Consider the following 26,337-nt stretch of genomic DNA (forward strand, 5'->3'; position numbering starts at 1 on the left):
CGGGACCATTACGGCCGGCGATCGGATTGGCGCATCAGACGACTCCCCCGGCACAGCCGCGTCCCGTATCTTTTCCGGCAGACCCCGACCGACCTGCCGTGGAGGACCGACGATGGACAGGGCCGAGGCCGTCATGGCGGAGCAGAGCACCAGGGCTCCGTCCAGCACGGCCGCCGGCGGCGAGGCGGCCGCCGGGCGCTTCGCCGGTATGCCCGGTCAGCGCCTGGACCCGTACCTGCTGGCGCTGCTCTCGCTGCTCGCCTTCATGGCCCTGTCGATCACCCGCTACCGGCAGATGCTCACCATGTCCTGGGACCTGGGCATCTTCGAGCAGGCGATCAAGTCCTACGCCCACCTGCACGCGCCCGTGGCCGACCTCAAGGGCCCCGGCTTCAACATCCTCGGCGACCACTTCAGCCCGATCACGGCGCTGATCGCGCCCTTCTACCGGCTCTTCCCCACCCCCGTCACGCTGCTCGTCGCACAGGCGCTGCTCTTCGCGATCTCGGTGATTCCGGTCACTCGCTGCGCCGGGCTGCTGCTCGGGCGCGGCCGGGGGCTGGCGATCGGGACGGCGTACGCGCTGTCGTGGGGTGTGCAGCGCGCGGTGCAGTTCGACTTCCACGAGATCGCGTTCGCGATGCCGCTGCTGGCCTTCGCACTGGAGGCGGTGCTGCGCAAGCGGTGGGGCGCGGCGATGTGGTGGGCGCTGCCGCTGATCTTCGTCAAGGAGGACATGGGGGTCACGGCCGGCGCCATCGGGGTGATCGTGTGGTGGCGCACCCGCACCGAGACCGCTCCCGCGGACGGGCCCGAGCCCGAACCCGGCACAGCTGCGGCGGTCAACACCGCCAAGGCGACCGTCCCGGCCCAGCAGGACGGCAGCACGGCGCCGGGCGAGGGCCGGGCCGACGGCGGCGCCGACGAGGCCGAGGACGACCAGGAGCCGCTGACCGACGCGCTGCGCTACGGGCCGTGGGCGATCGGCCTGGCCGGCTTCGGGGTGGCCGCCTCCGCGCTCGCGTTCGGGGTGCTGATCCCGGCACTAAACAGCACGGGCGCGTACGACTACTGGAACAAGCTCAACGGCAACGGGGCTCCGATGCCCGGGCACATCCCGCTCAGCACCGCGATCCACACCCTGCTGTGGATCCTGCTGCCGACCTCCGGGCTGCTCGCGCTGCGCTCCCCCCTGCTGCTGGCGGCGCTGCCCACCATCGGCTGGCGGTTCATCTCGCACGACGACCACTACTGGGGCACCGACTGGCACTACAGCGCGGTGCTGATGCCGGTGGTCTTCCTCGCGCTGGTGGACGCGGCGCAGATGTCGCGGACCAGCCGCCGGCCGTGGCTGCGGTCGTACGCGGCCGGAGTGCCGGCAGCCGCTGCGGGTGCGGCGCTCGCGCTCACCCTTTCGATGCCATTGGCGTCGCTGGCCCATACCGACACCTACAAGGTGGACGCGCACACCAAGGCCGTGGAGAAGCTGCTCGACGAGATCCCCGACGGGGCCACCGTGGAGGCGAACGTCGGTCCGATCAGCAGACTGGTGCACCGCACGACGGTCTACTGGGTCGGCGACACACCGGGCGTCACGCCCGACTACATCGCCATCGACAACACCTCGGGCTGGGTGCCCGACCCGGCGACCTACGCCAAGCAGCTGCACCCGACGGCCACGTACACCATGATCGCCAACTCCGAGGGCTACGTGATCCTGCGCCGGTCCTGAACACCGTTCGCGAACCCCGGCCTGAACACCGTTCGCGAACCCCGTAGCGCGAACGCCGTTCGTCAAGCCCCGTCGCGAACACCGTTCGCGCAACCCGACGCAGCTGCGTCGGGTTTCAGTCAGTCGGGTAGTCCACGTACGCGAAGCGCCTGCTGTCCGGTGCCCAGCTGTTGACGTTCAGGCTGCCCTGACCGCCGGTGAAGGCGAGCAGGTCGCGCGGGGCGCGGCCCTCGGGATCGGCCAGCCGCAGGATCACCTCGCGGTCGGCCGGGTGGCCCTGCGTGCCGGGCGGGAAGCTGATGTAGAGCAGGTGGCGGCCATCAGGAGACGGGTGCGGGAACCAGTTGACCCGCTCGTCGGAGGTGAGCCGGGTCAACTGCGACCCGTCCGGGCGCATCCGGAACAGCTGTGCGTGGCCGGGGACGTCGTTGCCGTGCTCGGAGTTGAAGTAGATCCACTCCCCGTCCGGGCCGAACTCCGGTCCGTCGGCGGGCGCCGGGCTGTCGGTGAGCCGGGTGTCGGGGCCGCCCGACGACGGCACCGTGAAGATGTTGCGGTAGCCCCACTCGTCGCCGCCGTACGGTTCGACGCCCACATAGGCGAGCGTCTCCCCGTCCGGCGAGACGCCGTGCAGGAAGTGCCGGAAGGGGCCGGGGCTGTGCTCGTTGGTGACCCGCCGGGCGGGCCCGCCCGCGAACGGCACCGCGTGGATGTGGCCGTCACCCGCCGACAGGTAGATGGTGCCGCCGTCCGGCGCGAGCACGTGGTCGTTGTTGGCGTCGGTGATCCCGCCGGTGTCGATGACCTCGGGCGCGCCGCCCTCCACGGGCACCCGCAGCAGCAGCCCGTCCTGGTTGAACACCAGCAGGCGGCCGTCCGGCGACCAGTTCGGCGCCTCCAGCGCGCTGTCGGCCGTCTCGTACACCAGGCGGGGCTCGCCGCCGTCGATGTCCGCGACCAGCAGCCGGGCGCGCTGCCCCGCCGCCAGCGGCCGTACGTTCGTCCCCGCTCCGGTGATCGTCACAGCTGATCACACTAACGCGCCCCGCTCACGGCGAGCGGGGCGCGTCGAAGATGATCAGACCGATGACGTCACGGAGGTCAGCAGCTCAGGTTGTTGCCCGCCGGGACTCCGAGGATCGAGACGAAGTTCTGGTAGGCGTTGACCCGGTCCTGCACCTCGGCCGGGTTGCCGCCGTTGCACTCGATGCTGCCGTTGATGCTGCGGATGGTCTCACCGAATCCGGCGCCGTTGACCATGGCGTTGTGCGGGGTCATGGTGCCCGGGCCGGTCTGGGTGTCCCAGTACCACAGGCCGGTCTTCCAGGAGATCGCCGCGTCGGTCTCGACGAGGCCGGGGTTGTCCAGCAGGTCGACGCCGAGCGAGTCGCCGGCCGCCTTGTAGTTGAAGTTCCAGCTCAGCTGGATCGGGCCGCGCCCGTAGTAGGAGTAGGTGCCGGCCGGGCAGCCGTAGGGCTCGGAGGCGCAGTAGTTGCCGGACTTGTCGATCTCGCTGACGTAGACGAGGCCGCCGGTCTCGTGGCTGACGTTGGCGAGGAAGGCCGCGGCCTCCTGCTTCTTGACGGTGTCGCTGCCGGTGGTCGCGAAGCCCGGGTACGCGCTGAGCGCCTCGGTCAGGCCGCTGTAGGTGTAGAAGGAGTTCCGGCTCGGGAACATCTGGTTGAACTGCGCCTCGCTGACCACGAAGGAGCCGCCGGACGGCGGGGTGGTGCCACCGCCGCCGCTGCACCCGTACGGGTCCCAGTACCAGGTGCTGATCACCGGGTCGTAGCCCGGGTTGTCGTGCGACGCCTTGTAGTAGTTGCCGTTGGTGTACTTGACGATGTCACCGGCCACGTAGTTGTGGCCCGCGGCCCACGCCGGGTAGTTGCAACTGTCGCCGGTGCCACCGGTGGTGCCGCCGGTGCCGCCCGAGCCACTGCCGCAGGAGCCCTGGTCGGCCCAGACTCCGGAGCCGCCGGTGGACGGCGTCTCGCCCTGGGTCCACCACTTGGCCTGCCAGTTGTGGCTGTTGTACGAGGCGGTCATACCGCCGGTGTAGACCGAGGACGCGTTGTACGGCGTCGTACAGGTGGCGGCGGAGGCGCTGGACGCCAGCGGTACGAGGATGGCCAGTCCTACCGCGACCGCCAGGGCGGTGAGAAAGGCTATGAGCCGTTTCGTTGACACGTGACCACTCCTTGTGGGGGATCGAGTGGGGTCGTGACCGACTCAAGCGGATTGGTCTGGACCTGTCAAGGTCCAGACCAATCAAAAAAGGGCGAACGGGCCGCCCGGCAGCGTCAGTTGCCGGGCACGAGCGTCAGTTGTCGAGCACGGTGGTCAGGAACTCCGCCGTCCACTCCAGCAACTGCCGTCCCACCACCGGCTTCCCGCCGATCCGCGCCGACGCCGGGCGCGGCACCATCAGCTGCCGGGTGGCGTGCTTGTGGACGGTCCGCGGGTAGATCCGGTTCAGCCGCAGCTCCTGCGACTCGCGCAACTCCACCGGTCCGAACCGGACGTTGCTGCCCTGGAGCGTGATGTCGCTGACGCCGACCTTGCGGGCCAGCATCCTCAGGGCCGCCACCAGCAGCAGGTTCTCCACCGGCTCCGGCAGCTTGCCGTACCGGTCGGTCAGCTCCTCGCGCACCGCCGCGATGTCCTGCTCGGTGGTCGCCGACGCGATGGCCCGGTACGCCTGGAGCCGCAGCCGCTCACCGGGGGCGTAGTCGTGCGGCACGTGCGCGTCCACCGGGAGTTCGATCTTGACGTCGAGCAGGGTCTCCTCCGGCTCGCCGCCCGACTCCAGCGCCGAGCGGTAGTCGGCGACGGCCTCGCCCACCATCCGTACGTACAGGTCGAACCCGACGCCCGCGATGTGCCCGGACTGCTCGCCGCCGAGCAGGTTGCCCGCGCCGCGGATCTCCAGGTCCTTCATCGCCACGTACATGCCCGCGCCCATCTCGGTGTGCTGGGCGATGGTGGCGAGCCGCTCGTGCGCGGTCTCGGTCAGCGGCTTCTCCGGCGGGTACAGGAAGTACGCGTAGCCGCGCTCCCGCGACCGGCCCACCCGCCCCCGCAGCTGGTGCAGTTGGGACAGGCCGAAGGTGTCGCCGCGCTCCACGATCAGCGTGTTGGCGTTCGGGATGTCGATGCCGGACTCCACGATGGTGGTGGACACCAGCACGTCGAAGCGCTTCTCCCAGAAGTCCACCACGACCTGTTCGAGCTGCGACTCGCCCATCTGCCCGTGCGCGGTGGCGATCCGCGCCTCCGGGACGACGGCCCGCAGCCGGGCGGCGGCCCGGTCGATGGACTCCACCCGGTTGTGGATGTAGAACACCTGGCCCTCGCGCAGCAGTTCACGGCGGATGGCCGCGCCGATCTGCTTCTCCTCGTACGGGCCGACGAAGGTCAGCACCGGGTGCCGCTCCTCCGGCGGGGTGGTGATGGTGGACATCTCGCGGATGCCGGTGACCGCCATCTCCAGGGTGCGCGGGATCGGGGTCGCGGACATCGTCAGCACGTCCACGTTGGCCCGCAGCTTCTTCAGCTGCTCCTTGTGCTCGACGCCGAACCGCTGCTCCTCGTCCACGATGACCAGGCCGAGGTCCTTGAACTTGGTCTCCGAGGAGAACAGCCGGTGGGTGCCGATCACCAGGTCCACCGAGCCCTCGCGCAGCCCCTCCAGGGTGGCCTTGGCCTCGCTGTCGCTCTGGAACCGGGACAGCGCCCGCACCTTGACCGGGAACTGCGCGTACCGCTCGGTGAACGTGCCCATGTGCTGCTGCACCAGCAGCGTGGTCGGCACCAGGACGGCGACCTGCTTGCCGTCCTGCACCGCCTTGAACGCCGCCCGCACCGCGATCTCGGTCTTGCCGTAGCCGACGTCGCCGCAGATCAGCCGGTCCATCGGGACCGACTTCTGCATGTCGTCCTTGACCTCGGCGATGGTGGTCAGCTGGTCGGGGGTCTCCGCGTACGGGAACGCGTCCTCCAGCTCGCGCTGCCACGGGGTGTCCGGGCCGAAGGTGTGGCCGGGGGCGGCCATCCGGGCCGAGTAGAGCTTGATCAGGTCGGCGGCGATCTCCTTGACGGCCTTCTTCGCCCGCGCCTTGGTCTTGGTCCAGTCCGCGCCGCCGAGCCGGTGCAGGGACGGGGCCTCGCCGCCGACGTACTTGGTGACCAGCTCCAGCTGGTCGGTCGGTACGAACAGCCGGTCGCCGGGCTGGCCGCGCTTGGCGGGCGCGTACTCCACCACCAGGTACTCGCGGGTGGCACCCTGCACGGTGCGCTGCACCATCTCCACGTAGCGGCCGACGCCGTGCTGCTCGTGCACGATGTAGTCGCCCGACTGGAGGGTCAGCGGGTCGATGGTCTTACGGCGGCGGGACGGCATCCGCCCCATGTCCTTGGTGGACGACTTCTGCCCCGACAGGTCGGTCTCGGTCAGCACCGCGAGCCGCAGCGCCGGGTCGATGAAGCCGTGCTCGATCGAACCGGTCGCGACCTGGACGACGGCCGGGGCGATCTCGCCGAGGTCCACGTCGAGCCGGGCCGCGATGCCCTCGCCGCCCAGCACCTCCACCATCCGGGCGGCCGGGCCCTGGCCCTCGGTGACGTAGACGGTGCGCCAGCCGTCGGCCAGCCAGCCCTTGGTGTCGGCCAGGGCGCGGGCAGTGTCGCCCCGGTACAGCTCGGGGGCGTGCATGCCGAGCTTGAGGGTGTCGGCGTCCAGGTCGTCGGCCTCGTCGGCGGCGAACGGGCTCACCGTCCACCACGGGACGCCCAGCTCGCGGGCCCGGTCCCGGACCGCGGCGATCGACCACAGCGAGGCGGCGCCCAGGTCGACCGGGGCCTCGCCGCCGCCCGCGCTCGCCGCCCAGGACGCCTCGAGGAACTCCTGCGAGGTGGCCACCAGGTCCGCGGCCCTGGTCCGGACCCGCTCCGGATCGCAGACCACCGTCATCGAACCGGCCGGCAGCACGTCGAGCAGCAGCTCCATCTCGTCCACCAGGACGGGGGCGAGGGATTCCATGCCCTCGACGGCGATGCCCTCGGCGATCTTGTCCAGCATCTCGTTCAGCTCGGGGTGCCGGACCGCCAGCTCGGCGGCCCGCTCCCGCACCTGGGCGGTGAGCAGCAGCTCGCGGCAGGGCGGGGCCCACAGGCCGTGCTCGGCGACTTCGAGGGAGCGCTGGTCGGCGACCTTGAAATACCGGATCTCCTCGACCTCGTCGCCCCAGAACTCCACCCGCAGCGGGTGCTCCTCGGTGGGCGGGAAGACGTCGAGGATGCCGCCGCGGACGGCGAACTCGCCGCGCCGCTCCACCAGCTCCACCCGGGAGTACGCGGCTGCCGCCAGGCCGTCCACGACCTCGCCGAGGTCGGCGCTGCCGCCCGTGCGCAGGGAGACGGGCTCCAGCTCGCCCAGGCCCTTGACCTGCGGCTGGAGCACCGAGCGGATCGGGGCGACGACGATCCGCACCGGGCCGGCGGTGACGTCGTCGGCCCGGGGGTGGGTCAGCCGGCGCAGCACCGCGAGGCGGCGGCCGACGGTGTCGCTGCGCGGGGAGAGCCGCTCGTGCGGGAGCGTCTCCCACGCGGGGTACTCCACGACGGAGTCCTCGCCGCCGGGCGGCATCATCGAACGCAGGGCCGCGGCCAGGTCCTCGGCCTCGCGGCCGGTCGCGGTGACCGCGAGGACGGTACGGGACGCTTTCGTGGCGAGCGCGGCGATGGCGAGCGGGCGGGCCGCGGGCGGCCCGACCAGGTCGACCTGCGGGCGCGCGCCGGAGGAGGCGGCGCGGACTGCCTCCGCGAGGGCGCTGTCGGCGAGGGCGGCGGCGACGAGACCGTTCAGACTCATGGGTTTCCGTCCCGAAGGGGTGCGGGGCGCCTTGGCGGCGCGGGCAACGCGAATCGCCCGACACGTCACACGGGCCGGGGGTCCCCACCACCCTACGACCTGCCGTCGCCCCCTGCGCCCCGCGGCTTCCGCCCCGCCCCCCACACCCGCCACTGGGGCTTACGCCCCCGGCCCCCTCCCACGCCGCCGTGGCTTGTCGCGCCCACGCGGCGCCAGCCGCAAATCCGATACAGCCCCGCGCCCCTGAAAAACCCCGCCGCTGGGCCTGGCCGCCCCGGCCCCCTGCGGCACCGCTGTGGCTTGTCGCGCAGTTCCTCGCGCCCCTTGAAACCGCCCCTGGCGGGTCGGCCCAAGGGGCCCGCGGATGACCGCCGAGGCCAGCCGGGCTTTCAAGGGGCGCGGGGAACTGCGCCACCAGCCACCCACCGGGCCCAGGGACCGGGAACGACCCCCAGGGGCCGGGCGAGCCGGGTTTTTAAGGGGCGCGGGGAACTGCGCCACCAGCCCACCACCGGGCCCAGGGACCGGGGACGACCCCCGGGGGCTGGGCGGGGGGATGTCGGGAGCGGGCCGCAGGACGGGCGGCGGCCCCGGGGCGCGGGGGGATGCGCCGGCCGGGGCCGCCTGGTTCACGGGGAAAAGCTAGTCCGTGGCGATCGCGTTCAGGACGTTCATGCGGCCGGCACGGAAAGCGGGCATCAGGGCGGCCAGCAGGCCGACCACCGCCGAGCCGATGAAGACCGCGATGATCGTCGCCCACGGCACGCTCAGGATGCCCAGGCCCTGGGACGCGAGCACCTGCTGGCCCGTGGAGCCCCAGCCGAGGCCGAGGCCGAGGCCGACCAGCGCGCCGAAGAGCGCGATGACCACCGACTCCAGCCGGATCATCCGCCGCATCTGGCGGCGGGACATCCCGATCGCCCGCATCAGGCCGATCTCCCGGGTGCGTTCCACCACCGACAGCGCCAGCGTGTTGACCACGCCGAGGATGGCGACCACGATCGCCAGCGCCAGCAGCACGTAGATCATGGTGAGCAGCTGGCTGACCTGGTCGTGCACGAGCTTCTTGTAGTCGGCCTGGTTGCGCACGTCCACCTGCGGGAACTGCTTGACGCTGGCCTTGAGCGACGCGTACGCCTGGTCGGTCTTCCCGCTCTGCGCCTTGGCGAAGAGCATGAAGTCGGCCGGCATCTTGTCCGGCGCCAGGTACTGCCTGGCGGTGGCGATGTTGATGAACATCGACCCGTGCTCGATGGCCGTGTCGTCGGAGGTGATCGCCGCCACCCGCAGCTTCGCGGGGGTGCCGCCGACCATCGCCACCGGCAGTACGTCGCCGATCTTGAGGTGGTTGTCCTTGGCGAAGCCCTCCGGCACCGACATCGCGTTGCTGCCGTAGGCGTTCGACAGCTTGCCCGCGGTGGTCGCGATCCGCAGGTCCTGCGCGTAGGTCGGATCGGCCGCGCTCAGCGACTTGGTGGTGGTCTTGCCGGACGGCAGCGTGATCTTCGCGTTCACCAGCGTGTACTGGGTGAAGTGCTCGATGTCGCTGGCGCCGCGCAGCGCCTTCTCCACGCCCGGGGTCAGCGGCTGGCTGCCGTTGTCACCCACCTGGACGATGAAGTCCGCGCCGACCGACTTGTCGAGCTGGTCGTTGGCGGAGGCCACCATCGAGGAGCCGACCACCGACATACCGGCCACCAGCGCCAGTCCGATCATCAGCGCGGAGGCGGTCGCACCGGTGCGGCGCGGGTTGCGCAGCGCGTTGCGCTCCGCGAGCCGGCCGACCGGGCCGAAGAAGCGCAGCAGCACCGCGCTGACCGCCCGGACGATCACACCGGCGAGCAGCGGTCCGACGATCACGAAGCCGATCAGCGTGAGCAGCACGCCGAGGCCCAGCAGGCTGCCGCCGGTCGACGCCTTGCTCGCCTGCGCCGCGCCGACCAGCGCGAGCACACCGGCCGCGCAGACCAGGATGCCGACCGCGGCCCTGATCCGGCCGGCCTTGGCGTCGGCGGGGGTTCCCGCGTCGCGCAGTGCCGCCATCGGGGAGATCTTGCCGGCCCGGCGGGCCGGGATGTACGCGGAGACCACCGTGACGACCACACCGATCACCAGGCCGATGACCGGCGTGGTGGCCTTGATCGTCAGATCCGAGGTCTCCAGCTTCAGTCCGGCCTTGCCCATCAGCTTCATCAGCCCGATGGCGAGTCCGATGCCGCCGCCGATGCCGAGCACCGAGCCGGTGACACCGAGCAGCACCGCCTCGATCAGCACCGACCGGTTGATCTGCCGCCGGCTGGAGCCGAGCGCCCGCATCAGCCCGATCTCCCGGGTGCGCTGGGCGACCAGCATCGAGAAGGTGTTGACGATCAGGAAGATGCCGACCAGCAGCGAGATGCCGGCGAAGCCGAGCATCGCGTACTTCATGAAGTTCAGGAACGACCCGAGGTCGTCCTTGTTCTCCTTCTTCTGCTCGGCCGCGGTGTGGATCTTGTACCCGTTGCCGATGGACGCCTGGACGTCCGCCTTGAGCTGCTCGTCGCTGACGCCCTTGGCGGCGGTCAGGTTGAACGTGGTGTACGCGTCGGACTTGCCCAGCAGCCGGGACTGCGCGGTGGGCGTGTCCACGTAGATCAGCATCGCGCCGGGGTTGGTGGTCTTGAAGGTGACCACCCCGGAGACGGTGACGTGGAAGTCGCCGGGCGCGGCGATGATCCGCAGCTGGTCGCCGATCTTGAGGTGGTGCTTCTTGGCCGCGTCGGCGTCGACGAGCGCCTCGGTGCCGTTCTTGGGCAGGTGGCCGCTGGTCAGCGACACCGCCTTGGTCTCGGTCGGGTCCCAGTTGCTGACGATGGTCGGGGCGCCGGACGACGAGCTGAGCTTGTCGTTCTGGGCGTTGGTGACCGTGACGTCGGTGCTGGTGACGTCCGGGACGGACTTGGCGACGCCGGTGGTGTGCGCCAGCTTGGCCTGGAGCGAGGCCGGCACCATGTCGGGCAGACCGGTGGCCTGCGCGTCGTCCACCTTCTGGGCGCTGACGGCGACGTCGGAGGCGGTGGAGCCGAAGAGCTTGTCGAACGTGGTGGTCATCGTGTCGGTCAGCACCAGCGTGCCGCACACGAAGCCCACCGACAGCAGCACCGCGATCGCGGAGAGCGTCATCCTGCCCTTGTGCGCGAGGAAGTTGCGCACCGAGGTCTTCCAGACGGTCATGACGTCCGCCCGCGACCGTCGAAGTTCTTCATCCGCTCGAGGACGCTGTCAGCCGTCGGGTTCTGCATCTCGTCCACGATCCGGCCGTCGGCCAGGTAGAGGACCCGGTCCGCGTAGGACGCGGCCACCGGGTCGTGCGTGACCATGACGATGGTCTGGCCCAGCTCGTCCACCGAGCGGCGCAGGAAGTCCAGCACCTCGGCGCCGGCCCGCGAGTCCAGGTTTCCGGTCGGCTCGTCACCGAAGATGATCTCCGGGCGGGCGGCGAGGGCGCGGGCCACGGCCACGCGCTGCTGCTGGCCGCCGGACAGCTGGGTGGGGCGGTGCTTGAGCCGGCCGGCCAGGCCGACGGTGTCCACCACCCGGTCCAGCCAGTCGCGGTCCACCTTGCGGCCGGCGATGTCCATCGGCAGCGTGATGTTCTCCACCGCGTTCAGCGTGGGGAGAAGGTTGAACGACTGGAAGATGAAGCCGATCTTGTCCCGGCGGAGCTGGGTGAGCTTCTTGTCCTTCAGGCCGGTGATCTCGGTGTCGCCGATCCAGATCCGGCCCTCGGAGACCGTGTCGAGGCCCGCGAGGCAGTGCATGAGGGTGGACTTGCCGGAGCCCGAGGGGCCCATGATCGCCGTGAAACGGCCGCGTGCGATGTCCACGTCCACCGCGTCGAGCGCGACCACCCGGGTCTCGCCGACGCCGTAGGCCTTGGTGACCGCACGCCCTGCTGCGGCAACGGCCGAACGCTCTCCGCTGCCCCCGGACTTGGGAACCGTTACTGCCGATGTCACTGCTGTCTCCTGTGGGGTGTGGTGGTGTGGCCGGGCTGTGCACCAAGCCTGTCCGAGCACGGGGTGTCCGAACGATGGGGCAGGTCTCCGTCTTGGGGTGGGGCTATCCCCACCCCGCCCTATGACCGTAGGGAGCACTCGGCTCCGGTTCGTCATCCCCGGGTATCAACCATGGCCACCCGAAAGTAGGTCCCTCCCCCTAGGGGTCCGGTACCTGCGGCTCATACCGGTGTCCGGGACAGCGACCGATCGGTGGTCGGCCGCGAGGGCGGGAAGATGGCAGGAAGCTGCCAACAGGGTGGGCGGCGGGCCGCGGGCGGCGCGGCCGCAGGCCGGTCAGGCCGTGGTCAGCCGGGTCGGCCGCAGGCCGGTGAGCAGGGTGGTCAGGGCGCGGTCGATGGTGGCGCCGGCGTACCAGTCGCCGGTGTGGTCGACCGCGTACACCCGCCCCTCCTCGTCGATGGCCAGCAGCGCGCCGGAGCCGGGCTCCTCGCCGAGCGGGCTGATCTCGACCTCCAGCGCCCGGCCGAGGTCGCCGATCGTACGGGCCTGGTGCAGGCCCAGCATCGGGTCGACGGTGACGGCGGTCGGCGCGAGCAGCCGGCCCGGTCCGGCCGCCGCCGCGATGGCCAGGCCGCCGAACTCCGCCCACGCCTCGACCGCGGCCGGGAAGACCGCGTGCCGGTGGCCGCCCGGCGAGACGTGCGCGCGCAGCCGGTCCGCCCACTCCTCGGCCGCCTTGATGTCCCAGCGGCCGGGCCGCCAGCCGGCCGCGCGCAGCGCCGCGTCCACCCCGACCGGGAACCGGGTGCTGTTCGGCATCCCGTCGTTCATGCGCCGCCCGCCGCCGGGTCGACCGGCCGCACCCCGAAGTGCGAGAGCAGCGGCCCGCAGGAGCGGCAGGGCGGGACGTAGGCGCCGTGCGCCGGGTCGCCGTCCTCGCGTATACGGCGCGCGGTGAGCTTCGCGCCGCGCAGCGCCTTGCGGGCCTCACCCTGGGTGAGCGGCTTGCGCGAGGCGCGCTTGCCGCGCTGCTCGTCGACCGCCGTCAAGTGGCGGGAAAGCAGCACCGGTTCAGGGCAGCGTCCGCTGAACCGCTCGCGCTGCGACACCGGCAGCGCGTCCAGGAAGTCCTGGACGATCGGATGCAGCGCCGGCGGCTGCTCCCCCTTGGCCCCCGTGCAGGTCAGCACCTCGTCGCGGATCAGCAGCGCGCCCGCCACGGCCGGCAGGATGCCGTCCCTGCGGTGCCGCAGCGGCGGCGGTCCGACCGGATCGCGGGCCGCGCTCCAGCTCAGTCGTGGATCGGCGGATCCCGCCGCCGGAACGTGAGTTGTCATGATTTGCGCGTATCCTCCTTCCGCCCGCGTCCGCGGGCGGTCCCCCGTACATCGACTCAGAGTGCCAAACGCGCCATCGGATGCGGAAGCGGGACGCGGCGTCAGAGCCATCCTGTGTGGGCCATGTCACCGTGTTGTGACGATGGGTCGGTGGTCCGGGCACCGTCCGTACACGTTTACGGGCTCCCACACAGCCGGAACACAGCCTTCAGGGGCGGCATGGACGGCGCACCCCCGGTACGGGGAGTATCGACCGCACGGCCCGCCGTCCGCGCGGACCCACCCCCCAATGCCAAGCAGGGAATGTGACCTCCATGCGCAAGACCCGGCTCCGTCTGGCCGCCGCCGTACTCCCCGCGCTGCTGTTCGCCGCGGCGTGCTCCGGCTCGTCCGACGACAAGTCACCGTCCGACGCCGGCGGCCACTCCTCCTCCGGCTCCCCGGCCCCCGGCTCGTCCGCGACGGCGGGCCCGCAGGCCCCCGACTCCGGCGGCAAGACACCGCTCACCAAGGCCCAGTTGACCAGCGCGCTGATCGCCACCACCGACGTGCCCGGCTACCAGGTGCAGGTGTCGCAGACCGACGACACCAAGGACACCTCGACGCTCACCTCGGACAAGCCGCAGTGCCAGCCGATGGCCGACATCACCAGCAGCAAGCCGGCGATCGTCCGCAAGGCGTTCGTCGGCGCCGCGTTCGCCAAGGCCACCGCGACCGGCAACCCCGACGAGATCACCCAGATGCTGGTCGCCAGCCACGCGCAGGGCGACGCCAAGAAGGTGATCGCCTCGCTGCGGGACGCGCTCAGCAAGTGCACGACGTTCACCGCGACCGACAACACCGGCGTGAAGACCCCGTTCGCGATCACCAAGAAGCCCGCGGCGTCGGCCGGCGACGAGGCCGTCAGCTATGTGATGACCGACACGAAGGACGCGAAGACCGGCGCCGCGAGCGTCACGGTGGTGCGCACCGGCGAGACGATCACCGCGTACCTGTCGGTGAAGTCGGCCGGCGGCCCCGGCACGCTGCCGGTGGACGTGGCGCGCAAGCAGAGCGACAAGCTGAAGGCGGCGCAGGCGAAGTAGCGGGGCGGAGGGCGCGGGCACGCGAGGCGGCCCGGGCCGGGTGACGGCCGGGGCCGGGTGGCGGCCCATTGGCGGCCGGGGCCGGGTGGCGGCCCGGTGTGATGAGCGGCCCGGGCGGGCTGCCGGCGCGTGTCGGATTCGCGGCGCGTGCCGTAAAGTCGCGCGGCAACGGGTCGTCGCCCGCGGGATCCCGGGGACGGACACAACACAGGGGTACGTTTCGATGCCGATACGCTCACACAGCCGCCTACTGACCGGTAGCCGCGGGCAGGCCGCTGACCTGCGACGCGACCGGGGCCAGGTCCTGGGCCGGGGCCTGGGCCCGGGCCGCGGCCCGGGACGGAGCCGCCGGCGGTCCGCCGTACTGCTCGGCGCCGCGCTGGTGCCCGCGCTCGCACTCACCGCCGCCTGCGGCGGGGGCGGCGGCGACGACAAGGCGAAGAAGCCGGGCCCCGTCGTGGCCTCCGGCGCGGTGTCGGTGGGCAAGCTCACCTCCTCGCTGCTCGGCAACTCCGACGTGCCGCACGTCCAGGTGCTGCCGGCCGGCGACAAGAGCCAGCTGCTCGGCGGCGGCGGGAGCGTGGAGGAGCCGGCCTGCCAGCCGATCTACGACGAGTGGAGCAGCCAGCCCAAGCACCCGCGGCAGGTGTACACCGGCGCGATGGTCACCGACAGCTCGTCACCCGACAAGGGCGCCAAGGCGATCAGCCTGTCGGTGATCGCCTCGTACAAGAAGGGCGAGGCGCGGGCGGTGCTCGACGACCTGACCGCCGCGCTGAAGACCTGCACCGGGTACAAGATCCTCCGCGAGGGCACCACCACGAGCTTCGTGGTGGGGTCGGCCAAGGCCGCCCCGGGTCTCGGCGACCAGGCGGTCGCGTACACGGTCGGCGACAAGTCCAAGGGGCCGGCCGGCACCATCCTGGTCACCGTGGTCCGGGTCGGCGACACCACCGCCGCCTACGAGACCATCAGGGCCGACCACAAGGCCGCCACCATCAACCCGGCGATCCCGCTCAAGCAGGCGGCCAAGCTGCGCACGGCGGCGTCCGGCAAGTGAGCGGAGACGGAGTCCGCCGCGGGCACGGCGGCGGCGCCGGCGAAGTGCCGGCCGGCTGCCCGGAGAACGACCGTCCGGCACGGCTGACCTGCCCCGACCGGGACCATCCCGGTCACGACTCTTGCCACACCCCCTAGGCTGTCGTCATCAGCCGGACGCAGCAGGGGGCAACCGCCATGACGACAGGTCGGCAAGGGCTGGGAGCACCTCCCGGCCCCGGAGCCGGGGAGAGGCCCGCGCCGCCGAACGCGGCCTACGCCGGACAGGTCGTGCACTTTCCCGACCCGCTCCGCGCCGCCCGTTTCCCGCAAGGGGTGTGGGTGGACGACGACGGCTTCCCCGACTTCTCGCCGTACGCGCGGGCGGCGGCGGAGATCGCCGAGCCGCCGGACGGATTCGGCGTGGACGAGCTGCGGCTGACCGACTACGTGTCGGCGAACGCGGCCCTGCACGCCACCGGGCACGAGCTGTGGGGCAGCCTGCCGGCCGTCGCCACCCCGCACGGCTGGACCTGGCACCACGTGGTCGGCAGCCGGCGGCTGGAACTAGTCCCCGCCGAGGTCAAGGCGCTGCTGCGGCACCACGGCGGGCTCGCCACCTCCCCCGCCGACCACACCAAGCGCGGCACCCGGCCGCTCCAGGAGACCAGGCCGGTGCACTTCGGGCTGCCGAAGGACGCGGTCACCGTCACCGAGTCGCAGGTGCGTGACGTGGAGGAGGAGCTCGGCTACCGGCTGCCCGGCGCCTACCGCACGTTCCTGAAGGCGGCCGGCGGCTGCGCGCCCAGCGGGGTGGCGCTCGACCCCGACCTCGGGCTGCTGATCGACCAGCCGTTCTTCACCGTCCGCGACGACGCGGCGGTCAACGACCTGGTCTATGTGAACAAGTGCCTGCGCGACCACCTCACCAAGGACTACCTGGCCATCGGGTACGTCCAGGGCGGCATCCTGGCCGTGAAGGTGAAGGGGGACGCGGTGGGCACGGTGTGGTTCTGCGCGTATGACGACGCGCGGGACGGCGAGCGCTGGGACACCCCCGCCGACCGGGTCGCCGAGCTGCTGCTGCCGTGCGGCGACTCGCTCGACGCCTTTCTGCTCCGGCTGGCCGGCAACCCGCCGGAGCTGGAGACCGTAGCGAACCTGATGGTGGACGGCGGGTTCGCCGCCGCCGTCGCCGTGGAGGGCTGAGATGGTCACGTTCGCGCAGGCGCAGGAGCGCGCGGAGCGCTGGATCAACGGTGACGTGCCGGCCTACCAGGCGCGGGAGATCCGGGTCCGCGAGTTCGACCTCGGGTTCGTGGTCTGGTCCGAGCCCCGCGAGGACGGTCCGTCGGCCGTCGACGGCGGCGACGTCCGGATCATCATCGCCCGGGACAGCGGCGAGGCCACGCTGTGGCCGGGACTGCCCATCGGCGAGCTGATCCGCCGCTTCGAGGAGGAGTACGGGCCGGTGCCGAACGACGCGGTGCCCGAGCCGCCGGAGCGGATCGATCTGGAGGCGACGTCCTTCCTGCTCAGCCCGCCGCAGTGGCTTCAGGACGCGGCGGACCGGATGGGAATTCCGGACCGCCGGACGGGCGGCGGCACGGGGTCGGCTGCCGCCGGGGCCAACCCGTCGGCAGCCGATGCCGGTTCGGGTTCGGGTTCCGGCATCGACTACCGGCGGCCCGCTGCCGCCGCCCCGGAGTCCGCGGGCCCGCGTGGCGCGGGCACGGCCGGGGTGAGCGCTCCCGGCTGGGAGGACGGCTCGGGCTCCGCGCGGAGCGCGGGTTCTGACCGGCAGGGCGCGTCCGGCTCCGGTTCGTCGTCCGGTATCGACTACCGGCGTCCGGGCGGTGACCCCGCGGCAGGCGACGGCTCCGGTTCCGGCAGCCGCGCGGCGGCTTCCGGGCAGGGCGGCGCGGGCCCGTCCGGCTACGACTCGCCGCAGAGCGGCCCGGGCATCGACTACCGGCGGCCGGGCGCCCGCGGCGGCTCCGCGGGGGCGGAGTCAGGTGACCGGGGTGCTGCCGCTGCGGCGCAGGGGAGTTGGGCCGGTAAGACGGTCAGCGACAGCGGCGAGGGAGAGTCCGTCGCGCCGCCCGCGACCGTGTTCGCGCCGCCGATCAGCGGCGCCGACCGGGAGCTGCCCGAGCAGCCGGGGCCGGGCATCGAGGCCGCGACCGAGCTGATGCCCGGGGGCAGCGCGCTGCCGCCGACCCGGCTCGACCAGAACCGGCCGCAGCCGCAGCAGGCACCGGCCCCGCCGGCGCCCTCCCCGCAGGCGCCGCCGGGAGTGCCGCACACCACCGGCGGGTCGCTCTTCCCGCCGCCGGGCGGCGCGCCCGTCGCCCTGCCGCCGCCCGCCGCCGGCGGTGGCGCCGCCGACATCGCGGACCTGGAGACGGCCAAGGCCGTGTCCCGGGGAAGCATTCCCGCGAGCCGCCCGGCGCGCAGCCCGGACGCACCGCCGCCGCCGGCCCCCGCGCCGCCGGCCGGCGGATACGTGCCGCCGCAGAATCCGTCGCAGGGCCCGCAGCGGGGTGCGTCCACCCCGCCGCCGCCCCCGGCGAACAACGACCCGCACTACGCCGCCACCATGCTGGCCGGGCCGTCTGGCCCGCCGCCTCCGCCGCCGCCGCCGGCGAACAACGACCCGCACTACGCGGCGACGATGCTCGCCGGTCCGTCGGGTCCGCCGCCGCCCCCCGGCCCGGCGCAGGGCCCGGCCGGGAAGGACCCGCACTACGCCGCGACCATGCTCGCGGGCGCCGGCGGCATGGCGCCGCCTCCCCCGCCGCCGTCACCGCAGCACGGCGGCCCCGGCATGGCGCCGCCGCCCCCGCCCGCGTACGGGTATCCGCAGCCGGCCAACGTGCCGACGGTCGGTCCCGGCTACATGGCGGTACTCCGCTACCGCGGCCAGGACGGCAGCGAGCAGCAGCTCATCCGGCGTTCCGCGCCCGGCACCCCGCACCCGGAGTGGCAGATCCTGCACGAGCTGCGGTCCATCGGGGTGCGCCCCGAGCAGGTGCTCGAACTGCACACCGAGCTGGAGTCCTGCGACCTGCCCGGCGGCTACTGCACCCGGATGATCCGGGAGACCTGGCCGCAGGTGCGGATCAGCCACACCGCCCCGTACGGCCATGACCACGCCAGCCGCCGGCAGGGCGTCCAGCACCTGCTGACGCACCAGGGCGAGCTGCACCAGGTGGCCGGCGCGCCGGCCCGCCCGCAGCCGCAGCGGGTGCCGATGCCCGACCCGCACAGCGTGCAGCGGGTGCCGCCGGTGCCGCTCGACGTGATCGGCCAGGAGCTGTCCATGGCCTTCGGGCCGCAGGGCCTGTTCAGGTTCGACCAGCGCGCGGTGTCCCGGCAGGGCGTGCCGGAGATCGTCGCGCAGACCCTGATGTGGTCCGGGCTGCCGGTGGACTTCGGCCCGTTCTTCTGGGCGCAGGCCCAGCCGGGCCAGCCGGTGCCGACCCTGGCGGAGCTCGCCCAGCAGCGCGGCGTGCAGCCGGCCGCCGACGCGGGCTCGTACCTGGTGATGGGCAACGACTTCGGCCGGCAGCTGTGCGTGCAGTACGGCACCGCGCACATCGTGGCCGTCCCGCTGGAGGCGGGCCCCGGAGGGACGACCGCGGCGGTGCCGCAGTTCGTCAACTCCAGCCTGCCGGAGTTCGCGCGCTGCCTGGCGCTGCTCGGCGGGATGTGGCGGCTGCGGATCGGGCTGACCCCGGAGCAGGCGGGGCACTGGACGGTGGACTTCCAGGCGCAGTTGGCCGCGCAGGACCCGGCGGCGATCGCGTCGCCCGACAACTGGTGGTCGGTGCTGATCGAGCAGATGTGGGACGGGCTCTTGTAGCGGTACGCGCGGCGGCCGGTGGCCGTCGGCGGGGCGGCCGGTGGCCGTCGGTACGGCGGTCCCTGCGGCGGGCCGGGTGGAAGGGGCGACCCTTTCCGCCCGGCCCGCCGTCGTTTTCGGCCACCCGGGGCCGGTTCGGCCATCCCCGCCTCGCCGGATGGGTAGCGGATGGGGATGGGTAGAAGAGAACCCGGAGTGTCGCGACCCGTACAATTCGGACATAAGCGAAAAATAGCTAAGGCGCCACAGCGCCAACCAGGGCCACATCAGCCATGACTCGGAGCAGCCCGTCGGCGAGATCACCAGCGGCAAGCGGCAAGAGGGGCGAAGGGCATGAGCAGCAACACGACGGCGTCGTCAGCGCGGACGACGCACGGTCTGGACACCGTACGGAACCGGGGCTACCGGCCCGACCAGGTGGACCGCTTCCTCGACGAGCTGTCGGAGGACCGCGACGCCGCATGGGAGCGGGCCGCCCGGCTCACCGTGCTCGCCAACGAGATGGACGCCGAGGTCACCGACCTGCGGCGGCAGGCCGAGGCGCTCAGCGGAACGGCGTTCGACGCGCTCGGCGAAGGCGCGCTCGAGCTGCTGCGGCTGGTCGAGGAGGAGGCCGCGGCGGTACGCGACCGGGCCGAGGCCGAGGCGCAGCACTCCCGCGACGCCGCCGAGATCGCCCGCCGCACCCTCCAGGACGAGGCCCGCGCGGCGGCCTCCGCCCGTCTCGCGGCGGCCGAGGACCAGGCCGAGCGGATGCTGGACGAGGCGTGCGGGCGCGCCGCGGAGATCCTCGGCCAGGCCCGCGCGGAGGCCGACGCGGTACGCGGCGAGGCCGGCCGGGCGCTGGACGCGATGCGCCAGGACGTCGAACGCGGGCTGGCCGAGACCGGCCAGGAGCAGCAGGAGCGGCTTGACGCGCTGGCGCACGAGGTGGCCGAGCAGGAGGCCGGGGTGGACGGCCGGCTCGGCGGCCTGCTCGCCGACGCGGAACGGCGGCTGGACGAGGCGCACAAGGAGCGGGCCGCGGCGGAGGAGGCGCTGCGCCTCCAGCAGGAGGCCGCCCAGGAGCGGGCGGCGGAGCTGCTCGCGGCGGCCCGGGCGCGGGAGGAGGCGCTGCGCCAGGACAGCGAGCGCGCGCTGCGCGAGCACGAGCAGCACCGCGACGAGATCCGCGCGCATCTCGCCCACGTCCGCTCCACCCTCGCCGCCCTGACCGGCCGCACCCTCCCCACCGACCCGGCGCCCCCGACCCTCCCGGGCCAGCCCCCGGCGACAGAAGACTGACGGCTCCGCCCCAGCCCCTCCCCCACCGCTGCCGACCACCGGCCCGCTGTGGCTTGTAGCGCAGTTCCCCGCGCCCCTTAGAAGCGTTCCGCTCGCGCCCCGGCGGGGATGCGCCCCGACAGGGGCGCGGGGAACTGCGCGCTCAGCCACATGCCGGCGGACAGCCGGGACGGCGGGCAATCCCGACGGCGCGATCCCGAGGGGCGCGGGGAACTGCGCCGCCAGCCACCGACGGCCCGCAGCCGGGGCGGCGGGAAACCGCCCGCGGCGCGGGCCGTGCTCGTCAAGCTCCCGGCAGGGGTCAGCCCGTGTTGCGCAGGCCCGCCGCCACCCCGTTCACCGTCAGCAGCAGTGCCCGCGAAAGCAGCGGGTCCGGCGACTCGCCGCGAGAGGCCGCTTCCCGCTGCCGCGCCAGCAGCGTCACCTGGAGGTAGGAGATCGGGTCCAGGTACTGGTCGCGGATGTGGAAGGTCTGGGCGAGCACCGGGCTTCCGGCCAGGAGTTCCGACTCGCCGGTGATCCGCAGCACCTCGCGCACGGTGAGCTCGTGCTCCGCCTCGATGTCGGCGAAGACGTGCTTGAGCTCGTCGGGCACCAGCGTGTCCACGTAGTGGCGGGCGATCCGCAGGTCGGTCTTGGCGAGCGTCATCTCCACGTTCGACAGGAAGTTGCGGAAGAAGTGCCACTGCCCGTACGCCTCGTCGATCACCGAGTCGAGCCCGGCCTCACGCGCGGCCTTCAGACCGGAGCCGACCCCGAACCAGCCGGGCACGATCTGCCGGGACTGCGTCCAGCCGAACACCCACGGGATGGCCCGCAGGCCGTCCAGGCCCGCGTCGGAGTCGGGGCGGCGGGACGGCCGGGAGCCCAGGTGCAGTTCGCCGAGCTGGTCCACCGGGGTGGAGGCGAAGAAGTACGGCGGCAGGTCCGGGTCCTCGACCAGCTTCCGGTACGCGCCGTGCGCCGCCTCGGAGACGATGTCCATCGCCGCGTCCCAGCGCGACAGCGCCTCGTCGGACTGCCGGGGCGCGGTGTGCAGCGCGGACGCCTGGAGGGTGGCGGCCACCGTCAGCTCCAGGTTCTCCCGGGCCAGCGACGGGATCAGGTACTTGTCCGAGATCACCTCGCCCTGCTCGGTGACCTTGATCTCGCCCTCAAGGGTGCCCCACGGCTGCGCCAGGATCGCGGTGTGCGAGGGGCCGCCGCCGCGCCCGACCGTGCCGCCGCGGCCGTGGAACAGCCGCAGCCGCACCCCGTGCCGGTGCGCCACGTCACGCAGCCGCCGCTGCGCCCGGTGGATCTCCCACTGCGAGGTGGTGATCCCGCCGAACTTGGACGAGTCGCTGTAGCCGAGCATGACCTCCTGCACGTCCCCGCGCAGCGACACCAGCCGCCGGTAGGAGGGGTCGGACAGCATCTCGTCGAGCAGCGTGTCGGCGATCTTCAGCTCGTCGGTGGTCTCCAGCAGCGGCACGATGCCGATCTTGGCGATCCCGCCGTGCAGGTCGATCAGCCCGGCCTCGCGGGCCAGCACCGCCGCCGCGAACACGTCGTCGGAGCCCATGCACATCGAGATGATGTACGACTCGATGACCTCGGGGCCGAACCGCTCGAACGCCTCCTGGATGGTGTGGAACACCCCCAGCGTCTTGGCCCCGGCCGCGTCGAGCGGCGCCGGGGTGGGCGCCAGCGGGCGGCGCGAGCGCAGCTCCTTGGCGAGCAGCTTGCGCCGGTAGTCGCGCGGCATGTCCGCGTACCGCCAGGACTCCTCGCCGAGCCGGTCGAAGAGCTGCCCCAGCGCGTGGTGGTGCGCCTCGGCGTGCTCGCGCACGTCCATCGTGGCCAGCTGGAGGCCGAACGCCGACAGGGTGCGGATCGTACGGTCCATCCGGCCGTCGGCGATCAGCCCGCCGCGGTGGGCGCGCAGCGAGGTCTGGATCAGCTCCAGGTCGGCCAGCAGCTCGGCGGTGCCCAGGTAGTCGCGCCCCGGCACGTGCGGGGTGCCGCCGGCCAGCCGCTCCCGGGTGTTGATCAGCTTCTGCCGGATGCAGGTGGCCTTCAGCCGGTACGGCTCCTCCGCGTTCAGCCGCTTGTAGCGCGGGCTGATCTCGGGCAGCGCCACCAGGTCGGTGGCCAGCGAGTCGAGCAGCTCCTCGCTGGCGCCGGCGTTGCGGATCGAGTTGGACAGCGCGCCGCGCAGGAAGTCGACCAGTTCCAGCGCGTCGGTGATGCCGTGCTCGTGCTGCAGGATCAGCACGTCCCAGGTGACCTGCGGGGTGACGTTGGGGTTGCCGTCCCGGTCGCCGCCGATCCAGGTGCCGAAGGTCAGCGGGCGGGTGCCGAGCGGCAGCGGCACGCCGACCCGGTCCAGCTCGGCGGCCAGGTCCTCCAGCACGTCGCCGACCGCGCCCGCGTGCAGCTCGTCCAGGTAGTAGATCGCGTTGCGGGCCTCGTCGGCGGGCTCGGGACGGACCACCCGCAGCTCGTCGGTCTGCCACAGCAGGTCGATGTTCTCGGCGAGCCGCAGGTCGGCGCGCCGCCGGTCGCCCGAGCCGCGGTGCGCCTCGTCGCTCTCCTCCAGCAGTTCGGCGATCCGGCGCAGCTTGTTGAGCACCGAGCGGCGGGCGGCCTCGGTGGGGTGCGCGGTGAACACCGGGCGCACGTTGAGGTTGCGGACGGTCTCCTGCACGTGCTCCGGGTCGCCGTCCTTGAGCAGGTCGGCGGTCTGGGTGAGCAGGCCGCCCTCCACCGCCCGGCGGGCCCGCAGGTCCCGGCCGCGGTGCACCTGCTCGGTGACGTTGGCCAGGTGGAAGTAGGTGGAGAAGGCGCGGACCAGCTTCGCGGCGGTCTCCAGATCGGTGTCGCCCAGCAGCTCCGCGGCGGCCTCGCCGTCGCTGCGGGTCAGGGCGCGGACCTTCTCGACGAGGTCCAGGAGCTCCTGTCCCTCCTGTCTCACCAGCGTGCCGCCGAGCAGCTCACCCAGGCGTCGGATGTCGGCTCGCAGGGCTGTACTGCTGTCTGGGCTGCTGCTGTCCGGGGCGGTGTCGGCGCTGCTCACAGGTGCGGCTCCTTGTGCAGTGGGGTGGGCGACGGCGTACAACGGCGTACTCGCGGACCGCGCTGTCCGACCGGTCCAGGATAGGTCGCCGTCCCGTCGGTGAGACGGGCAGCCCACCTGCCGGACAGCGTGGCCGAGACGAGAAGCCGGGAAGGTGGCCCGCGACGGGGCACCGCTTAGTCTGGACGGCATGAGCACGACGGGGGCGCGGGTACCGGACGACGGGGCTGGAGGACGGCCCCGGTCCGGCTGGTGGTGGTGGCCGCGGCGGCGCAGCTTCCTGCTGGACGCGTCGCTGGCGGTGGTCTCGGCGGTGGAGTGCGCCTTCGAGGGCGCCACCTTCGCCGACAAGACCGGGATCGCGGCCGGGGCGGGCGCGCTGTTCGGGGTGCTGGTCGGCGCGGTGCTGCTGCTCCGGCGGCGCTGGCCGGTGGCGGTGGTGCTGGTCGGGATCGCGGTCGCCCCGGCACAGATGGCCTACCTGCTGTCGCTCGTCGGCCTCTACACGCTGGCGGCCTCCGAGGTGCCGCGCCGGATCACCGCGGCGCTGGCCTCGATGAACGGCCTCGGCACGCTGATCGTGTCCTTCCTCCAGTTCCAGGACAACCTGCGCGGCGACGACAGCCGGAACTCGGCGTCGGTGGCGCTCACGCTGATCGTCGCGACGCTGGCGGCGCTCGGCCTCACCGCGCCGCCGGTGCTGCTCGGCCTGTACGTACGGGCCAGGCGCCGGCTGGTGGAGAGCCTGCGGGAACGGGCCGACGGCCTCGAACGCGAGCTGGAACTCCTCGCGGAGAAGGCGGCCGAGCGGGCCGAACGGGCCCGGGCCGACGAACGGACCCGGATCGCCCGGGACATGCACGACGTGGTCGCCCACCGGGTGAGCCTGATGGTGGTGCACGCGGCGGCGCTCAAGGCGGTGGCGCTCAAGGACCCGCTGAAGGCGTCGGCGAGCGCGGAGCTGCTGGGGGACATGGGGCGGCAGGCGCTCACCGAGCTGCGCCAGATGCTGGGCGTCCTGCGTACGGCGGAGGCCCCGGTGAAGGCCGTCGCCGTCGCGGCGCCGGTCTCCACCGCGCCGGTGCCGGACGAGGGCGGGCCGTGCCTGGAGCAGCTCGGGGCGCTGGTGGAGGAGTCGCAGGCCGCGGGCATGGGCGTGGAGCTGACGGTCGAGGGCGAGGCGCGGCCGTGCGGGGCGCGGATCGAGGCGACGGTGTACCGGGTGGTGCAGGAGGCGCTCACGAACGTGCACAAGCACGCGGCGGGCGCGAAGGCGCACGTGCGGCTCGCCTTCCGCGAGGCCGAGGTCGCCGTCCTCATCACGAACGGCCCCTCCGACGGTTCCCCCCGCGCCCACCTCCCCAGCGGCGGCCACGGCCTGATGGGCATGAAGGAACGCGTCACCTCCCACGGCGGCGGCTTCGCGGCGGGCCCGACGGAGGACGGCGGCTTCCGCGTCTCCGCGATGGTCCCCCTCCAGCCGGCCTGACTGCCGCCGGGCCCTGCCGTGGCGGGTTGCCGACCGCCCGTCGGAACGCTGTGGCTGATCGCGGAAGCGCGTGGCCCTATTCGAGGTCGTAGTCCGCGGCGAGCTGGCGGTCGGCGCTCATGAAGTCGCGGGCGTACTCGGTCACCTGGCCGTGCTGGTCCCAGTAGTGGTTGGCGATCGTCAGCGCGAGGGTGCCGGGCCGCACGTCGAGCAGCAGTGCGACATCCTCGGGCACCGCCCGCAGCGAGACCACGTCCCGCCGCTTCACCGCCCGCCGCCCGGTGCGCGCCTCGACCAGGCCGAACGTCATGGCGGGCAGCGGCGCGGCGGACAGCAACTCGGGCGCGGCTTGCGCCAGATCGCCGGCCAGCCACGAGGTGGAGACGGCGATCACGCCCTCCTCGTCCAGATAGCGCCGCCGCCGCTGCACGACGGAATCGCCTTCCTCGACTTCGAGCGCGTCGGCGACCTCCTCCGTCGCAGGCACGAGCCCGGCGCCGACGATCTCGGCACGCTCGCCCGTCCGGAAGCCGCTTCCTGTGCTGCGCTGCAACTGGAGCCGGTCGGGGCCGGGCGTCATCTTGCCGGGCATGCGGGCCACGGTGCCGATCCCCGGGATGGTCTGCGCGTACCCCTCCGCCCGCAGCACCGCGGCGACCCGCGTGGCCGTCGCCACCGAGACGTCCTCGTCCCGGACGATGTCGCGCACGGACGGGATACGGTCCCCGGGCTGGAGATCGCCACGCTCGATCTGCGCCTTGATCACAGCGGCGATCCGCCGGTAGGGCGGCAGGGCGGACGGGTTCCCGGACATGATCCTCACTCCCGTTCTGGAGCACTTGAGTACACCCGCGTGGCTCGCCAGGTGCTCTAGAACACCGTAGAGAGGTCGGCATCACGGCCAACAGTCGTGATCCGACACGTGTGGCGGGCGGTTGGCCGAGACCAGTCCGGAGAGTGGAGCGGGCCCCTCAGGCCAGGGGTCGTGATCGGCCGGATCGATCTGCCCGGTCGGCGAGGAGGAGAGCCAAAGGGCCGGCGGGCAGCAGGAAGCGGCCCTGGGTGACGGCGTCCAGCGCCTCCTGCCATGACCGCCAGGAGAGCTTGAAGTCCTGTTCGGTGGGGCTGAGTTCTTGCGGACCGCAGGTGAGGTCGCGGGCTTCGTAGAGGTGCACGCGGGCGGCCGAACCGAGCGTCGGAACGAAGGAACCGAGCGGCTTCCACGTCTCAGCGGTGATCCCGGCCTCCTCACGCAGCTCACGCCGCGCGCATTCCTCGTCCGTCTCGCCAGGCTCCCTGCGACCACCGGGAAGGAAGAGGTAGTCGCCGCCGTGGTCAGGGAAGTGCGCGCTGAGAATGGCGACGAGGCCGTCGCGCTCGCGGGCGACGATGACGGAGGCATCGCGGGTCGGGCCATGTCCAGGTTGGGCGTTGCTCATACCCGGCGAGGCTAGCGGGCATCAGCGGAGCATCGCGGCGAACGGCACGTTCATCACGACGGGGTGGGCGATGCCGCGGCCGTGGTAACCGTCTTCCCCGAAGGCGTCACCGTGGTCGGCGCACAGGATGATCAACC

Annotated in this window: 17 protein-coding genes; 7 read left to right on the forward strand and 10 right to left on the reverse strand. The window is 72.7% G+C overall.

What is annotated here, in order from left to right; genetic code table 11:
• The first annotated feature begins 112 nt into the window (after nucleotides 1-112).
• Entirely contained in the window at nucleotides 113-1,732 is a 1,620-nt protein-coding gene (locus ACQPW6_RS13430) for a DUF2079 domain-containing protein (protein ID WP_433889828.1), read from the forward strand.
• Between the two features lie 115 nt (nucleotides 1,733-1,847).
• Here the strand turns inward: ACQPW6_RS13430 and ACQPW6_RS13435 are convergent, their stop codons facing one another.
• From ACQPW6_RS13435 to ACQPW6_RS13465, 7 genes are all read right to left on the reverse strand, one after another.
• Nucleotides 1,848-2,756: a TolB family protein gene (locus ACQPW6_RS13435; RefSeq protein ID WP_433889829.1), complete on the reverse strand. Its 909-nt coding sequence runs from the start codon at nucleotides 2,754-2,756 to the stop codon at nucleotides 1,848-1,850.
• A gap of 77 nt (nucleotides 2,757-2,833) precedes the next feature.
• Complete coding sequence (locus ACQPW6_RS13440; protein WP_433889830.1) at nucleotides 2,834-3,922, reverse strand: glycoside hydrolase family 19 protein; 1,089 nt, start codon at nucleotides 3,920-3,922, stop codon at nucleotides 2,834-2,836.
• 133 nt (nucleotides 3,923-4,055) lie between these two features.
• Nucleotides 4,056-7,604, reverse strand: a complete 3,549-nt coding sequence (mfd, locus tag ACQPW6_RS13445; RefSeq protein ID WP_433889831.1) for a transcription-repair coupling factor — start codon at nucleotides 7,602-7,604, stop codon at nucleotides 4,056-4,058.
• Between the two features lie 642 nt (nucleotides 7,605-8,246).
• Complete coding sequence (locus tag ACQPW6_RS13450; protein ID WP_433889832.1) at nucleotides 8,247-10,817, reverse strand: ABC transporter permease; 2,571 nt, start codon at nucleotides 10,815-10,817, stop codon at nucleotides 8,247-8,249.
• Nucleotides 10,814-11,602: an ABC transporter ATP-binding protein gene (locus ACQPW6_RS13455; RefSeq protein WP_433889833.1), complete on the reverse strand. Its 789-nt coding sequence runs from the start codon at nucleotides 11,600-11,602 to the stop codon at nucleotides 10,814-10,816. The genes ACQPW6_RS13450 and ACQPW6_RS13455 overlap by 4 nt, the downstream gene beginning before the upstream one ends.
• A 336-nt stretch (nucleotides 11,603-11,938) precedes the next feature.
• Nucleotides 11,939-12,424: an SUKH-3 domain-containing protein gene (locus ACQPW6_RS13460; RefSeq protein WP_433889834.1), complete on the reverse strand. Its 486-nt coding sequence runs from the start codon at nucleotides 12,422-12,424 to the stop codon at nucleotides 11,939-11,941.
• Nucleotides 12,425-12,432: 8 nt separating this feature from the next.
• Nucleotides 12,433-12,942 (reverse strand): YwqJ-related putative deaminase, encoded by a 510-nt coding sequence (locus tag ACQPW6_RS13465; RefSeq protein ID WP_433889835.1) that lies wholly within the window; start codon nucleotides 12,940-12,942, stop codon nucleotides 12,433-12,435.
• 314 nt (nucleotides 12,943-13,256) lie between these two features.
• Between ACQPW6_RS13465 and ACQPW6_RS13470 the strand changes: the two genes are divergently transcribed.
• From ACQPW6_RS13470 to ACQPW6_RS13490, 5 genes are all read left to right on the forward strand, one after another.
• The gene (locus ACQPW6_RS13470) at nucleotides 13,257-14,027 is read left to right on the forward strand and encodes a sensor domain-containing protein (RefSeq protein ID WP_433889836.1); all 771 of its coding nucleotides are present in this window, start codon (nucleotides 13,257-13,259) and stop codon (nucleotides 14,025-14,027) included.
• Nucleotides 14,028-14,250: 223 nt separating this feature from the next.
• The gene (locus tag ACQPW6_RS13475) at nucleotides 14,251-15,087 is read left to right on the forward strand and encodes a sensor domain-containing protein (RefSeq protein ID WP_433889837.1); all 837 of its coding nucleotides are present in this window, start codon (nucleotides 14,251-14,253) and stop codon (nucleotides 15,085-15,087) included.
• A 176-nt stretch (nucleotides 15,088-15,263) separates the two neighbouring features.
• A complete protein-coding gene (locus tag ACQPW6_RS13480) occupies nucleotides 15,264-16,274 on the forward strand; it encodes an HNH endonuclease (protein WP_433889838.1) in 1,011 nt (336 codons plus the stop codon).
• A gap of 1 nt (nucleotide 16,275) precedes the next feature.
• On the forward strand, nucleotides 16,276-18,930 hold the full coding sequence (locus tag ACQPW6_RS13485) for an SUKH-4 family immunity protein (RefSeq protein WP_433889839.1): 2,655 nt from the start codon (nucleotides 16,276-16,278) through the stop codon (nucleotides 18,928-18,930).
• 333 nt (nucleotides 18,931-19,263) lie between these two features.
• Nucleotides 19,264-20,214: a DivIVA domain-containing protein gene (locus ACQPW6_RS13490; protein WP_433889840.1), complete on the forward strand. Its 951-nt coding sequence runs from the start codon at nucleotides 19,264-19,266 to the stop codon at nucleotides 20,212-20,214.
• A 301-nt stretch (nucleotides 20,215-20,515) separates the two neighbouring features.
• On the opposite strand, the gene ppc is transcribed toward ACQPW6_RS13490, so the two are convergent.
• The gene (ppc, locus tag ACQPW6_RS13495; RefSeq protein WP_433889841.1) at nucleotides 20,516-23,272 is read right to left on the reverse strand and encodes a phosphoenolpyruvate carboxylase; all 2,757 of its coding nucleotides are present in this window, start codon (nucleotides 23,270-23,272) and stop codon (nucleotides 20,516-20,518) included.
• A gap of 190 nt (nucleotides 23,273-23,462) precedes the next feature.
• Between ppc and ACQPW6_RS13500 the strand changes: the two genes are divergently transcribed.
• Nucleotides 23,463-24,761 carry a sensor histidine kinase gene (locus ACQPW6_RS13500; protein ID WP_433889842.1) on the forward strand — a complete coding sequence of 433 codons (1,299 nt, stop codon included), beginning with the start codon at nucleotides 23,463-23,465 and terminating at the stop codon, nucleotides 24,759-24,761.
• Nucleotides 24,762-24,837: 76 nt separating this feature from the next.
• Here ACQPW6_RS13500 and ACQPW6_RS13505 read toward each other — a convergent pair whose 3' ends face one another.
• Nucleotides 24,838-25,575, reverse strand: coding sequence for a GntR family transcriptional regulator (locus ACQPW6_RS13505; protein WP_433889843.1), 738 nt, complete (start codon nucleotides 25,573-25,575; stop codon nucleotides 24,838-24,840).
• 157 nt (nucleotides 25,576-25,732) lie between these two features.
• Complete coding sequence (locus ACQPW6_RS13510) at nucleotides 25,733-26,200, reverse strand: NUDIX hydrolase (RefSeq protein ID WP_433889844.1); 468 nt, start codon at nucleotides 26,198-26,200, stop codon at nucleotides 25,733-25,735.
• Nucleotides 26,201-26,337 lie beyond the last annotated feature (137 nt).

This window comes from Streptomyces sp. CA-111067, from assembly GCF_050956065.1.
GTDB lineage: Bacteria > Actinomycetota > Actinomycetes > Streptomycetales > Streptomycetaceae > Actinacidiphila.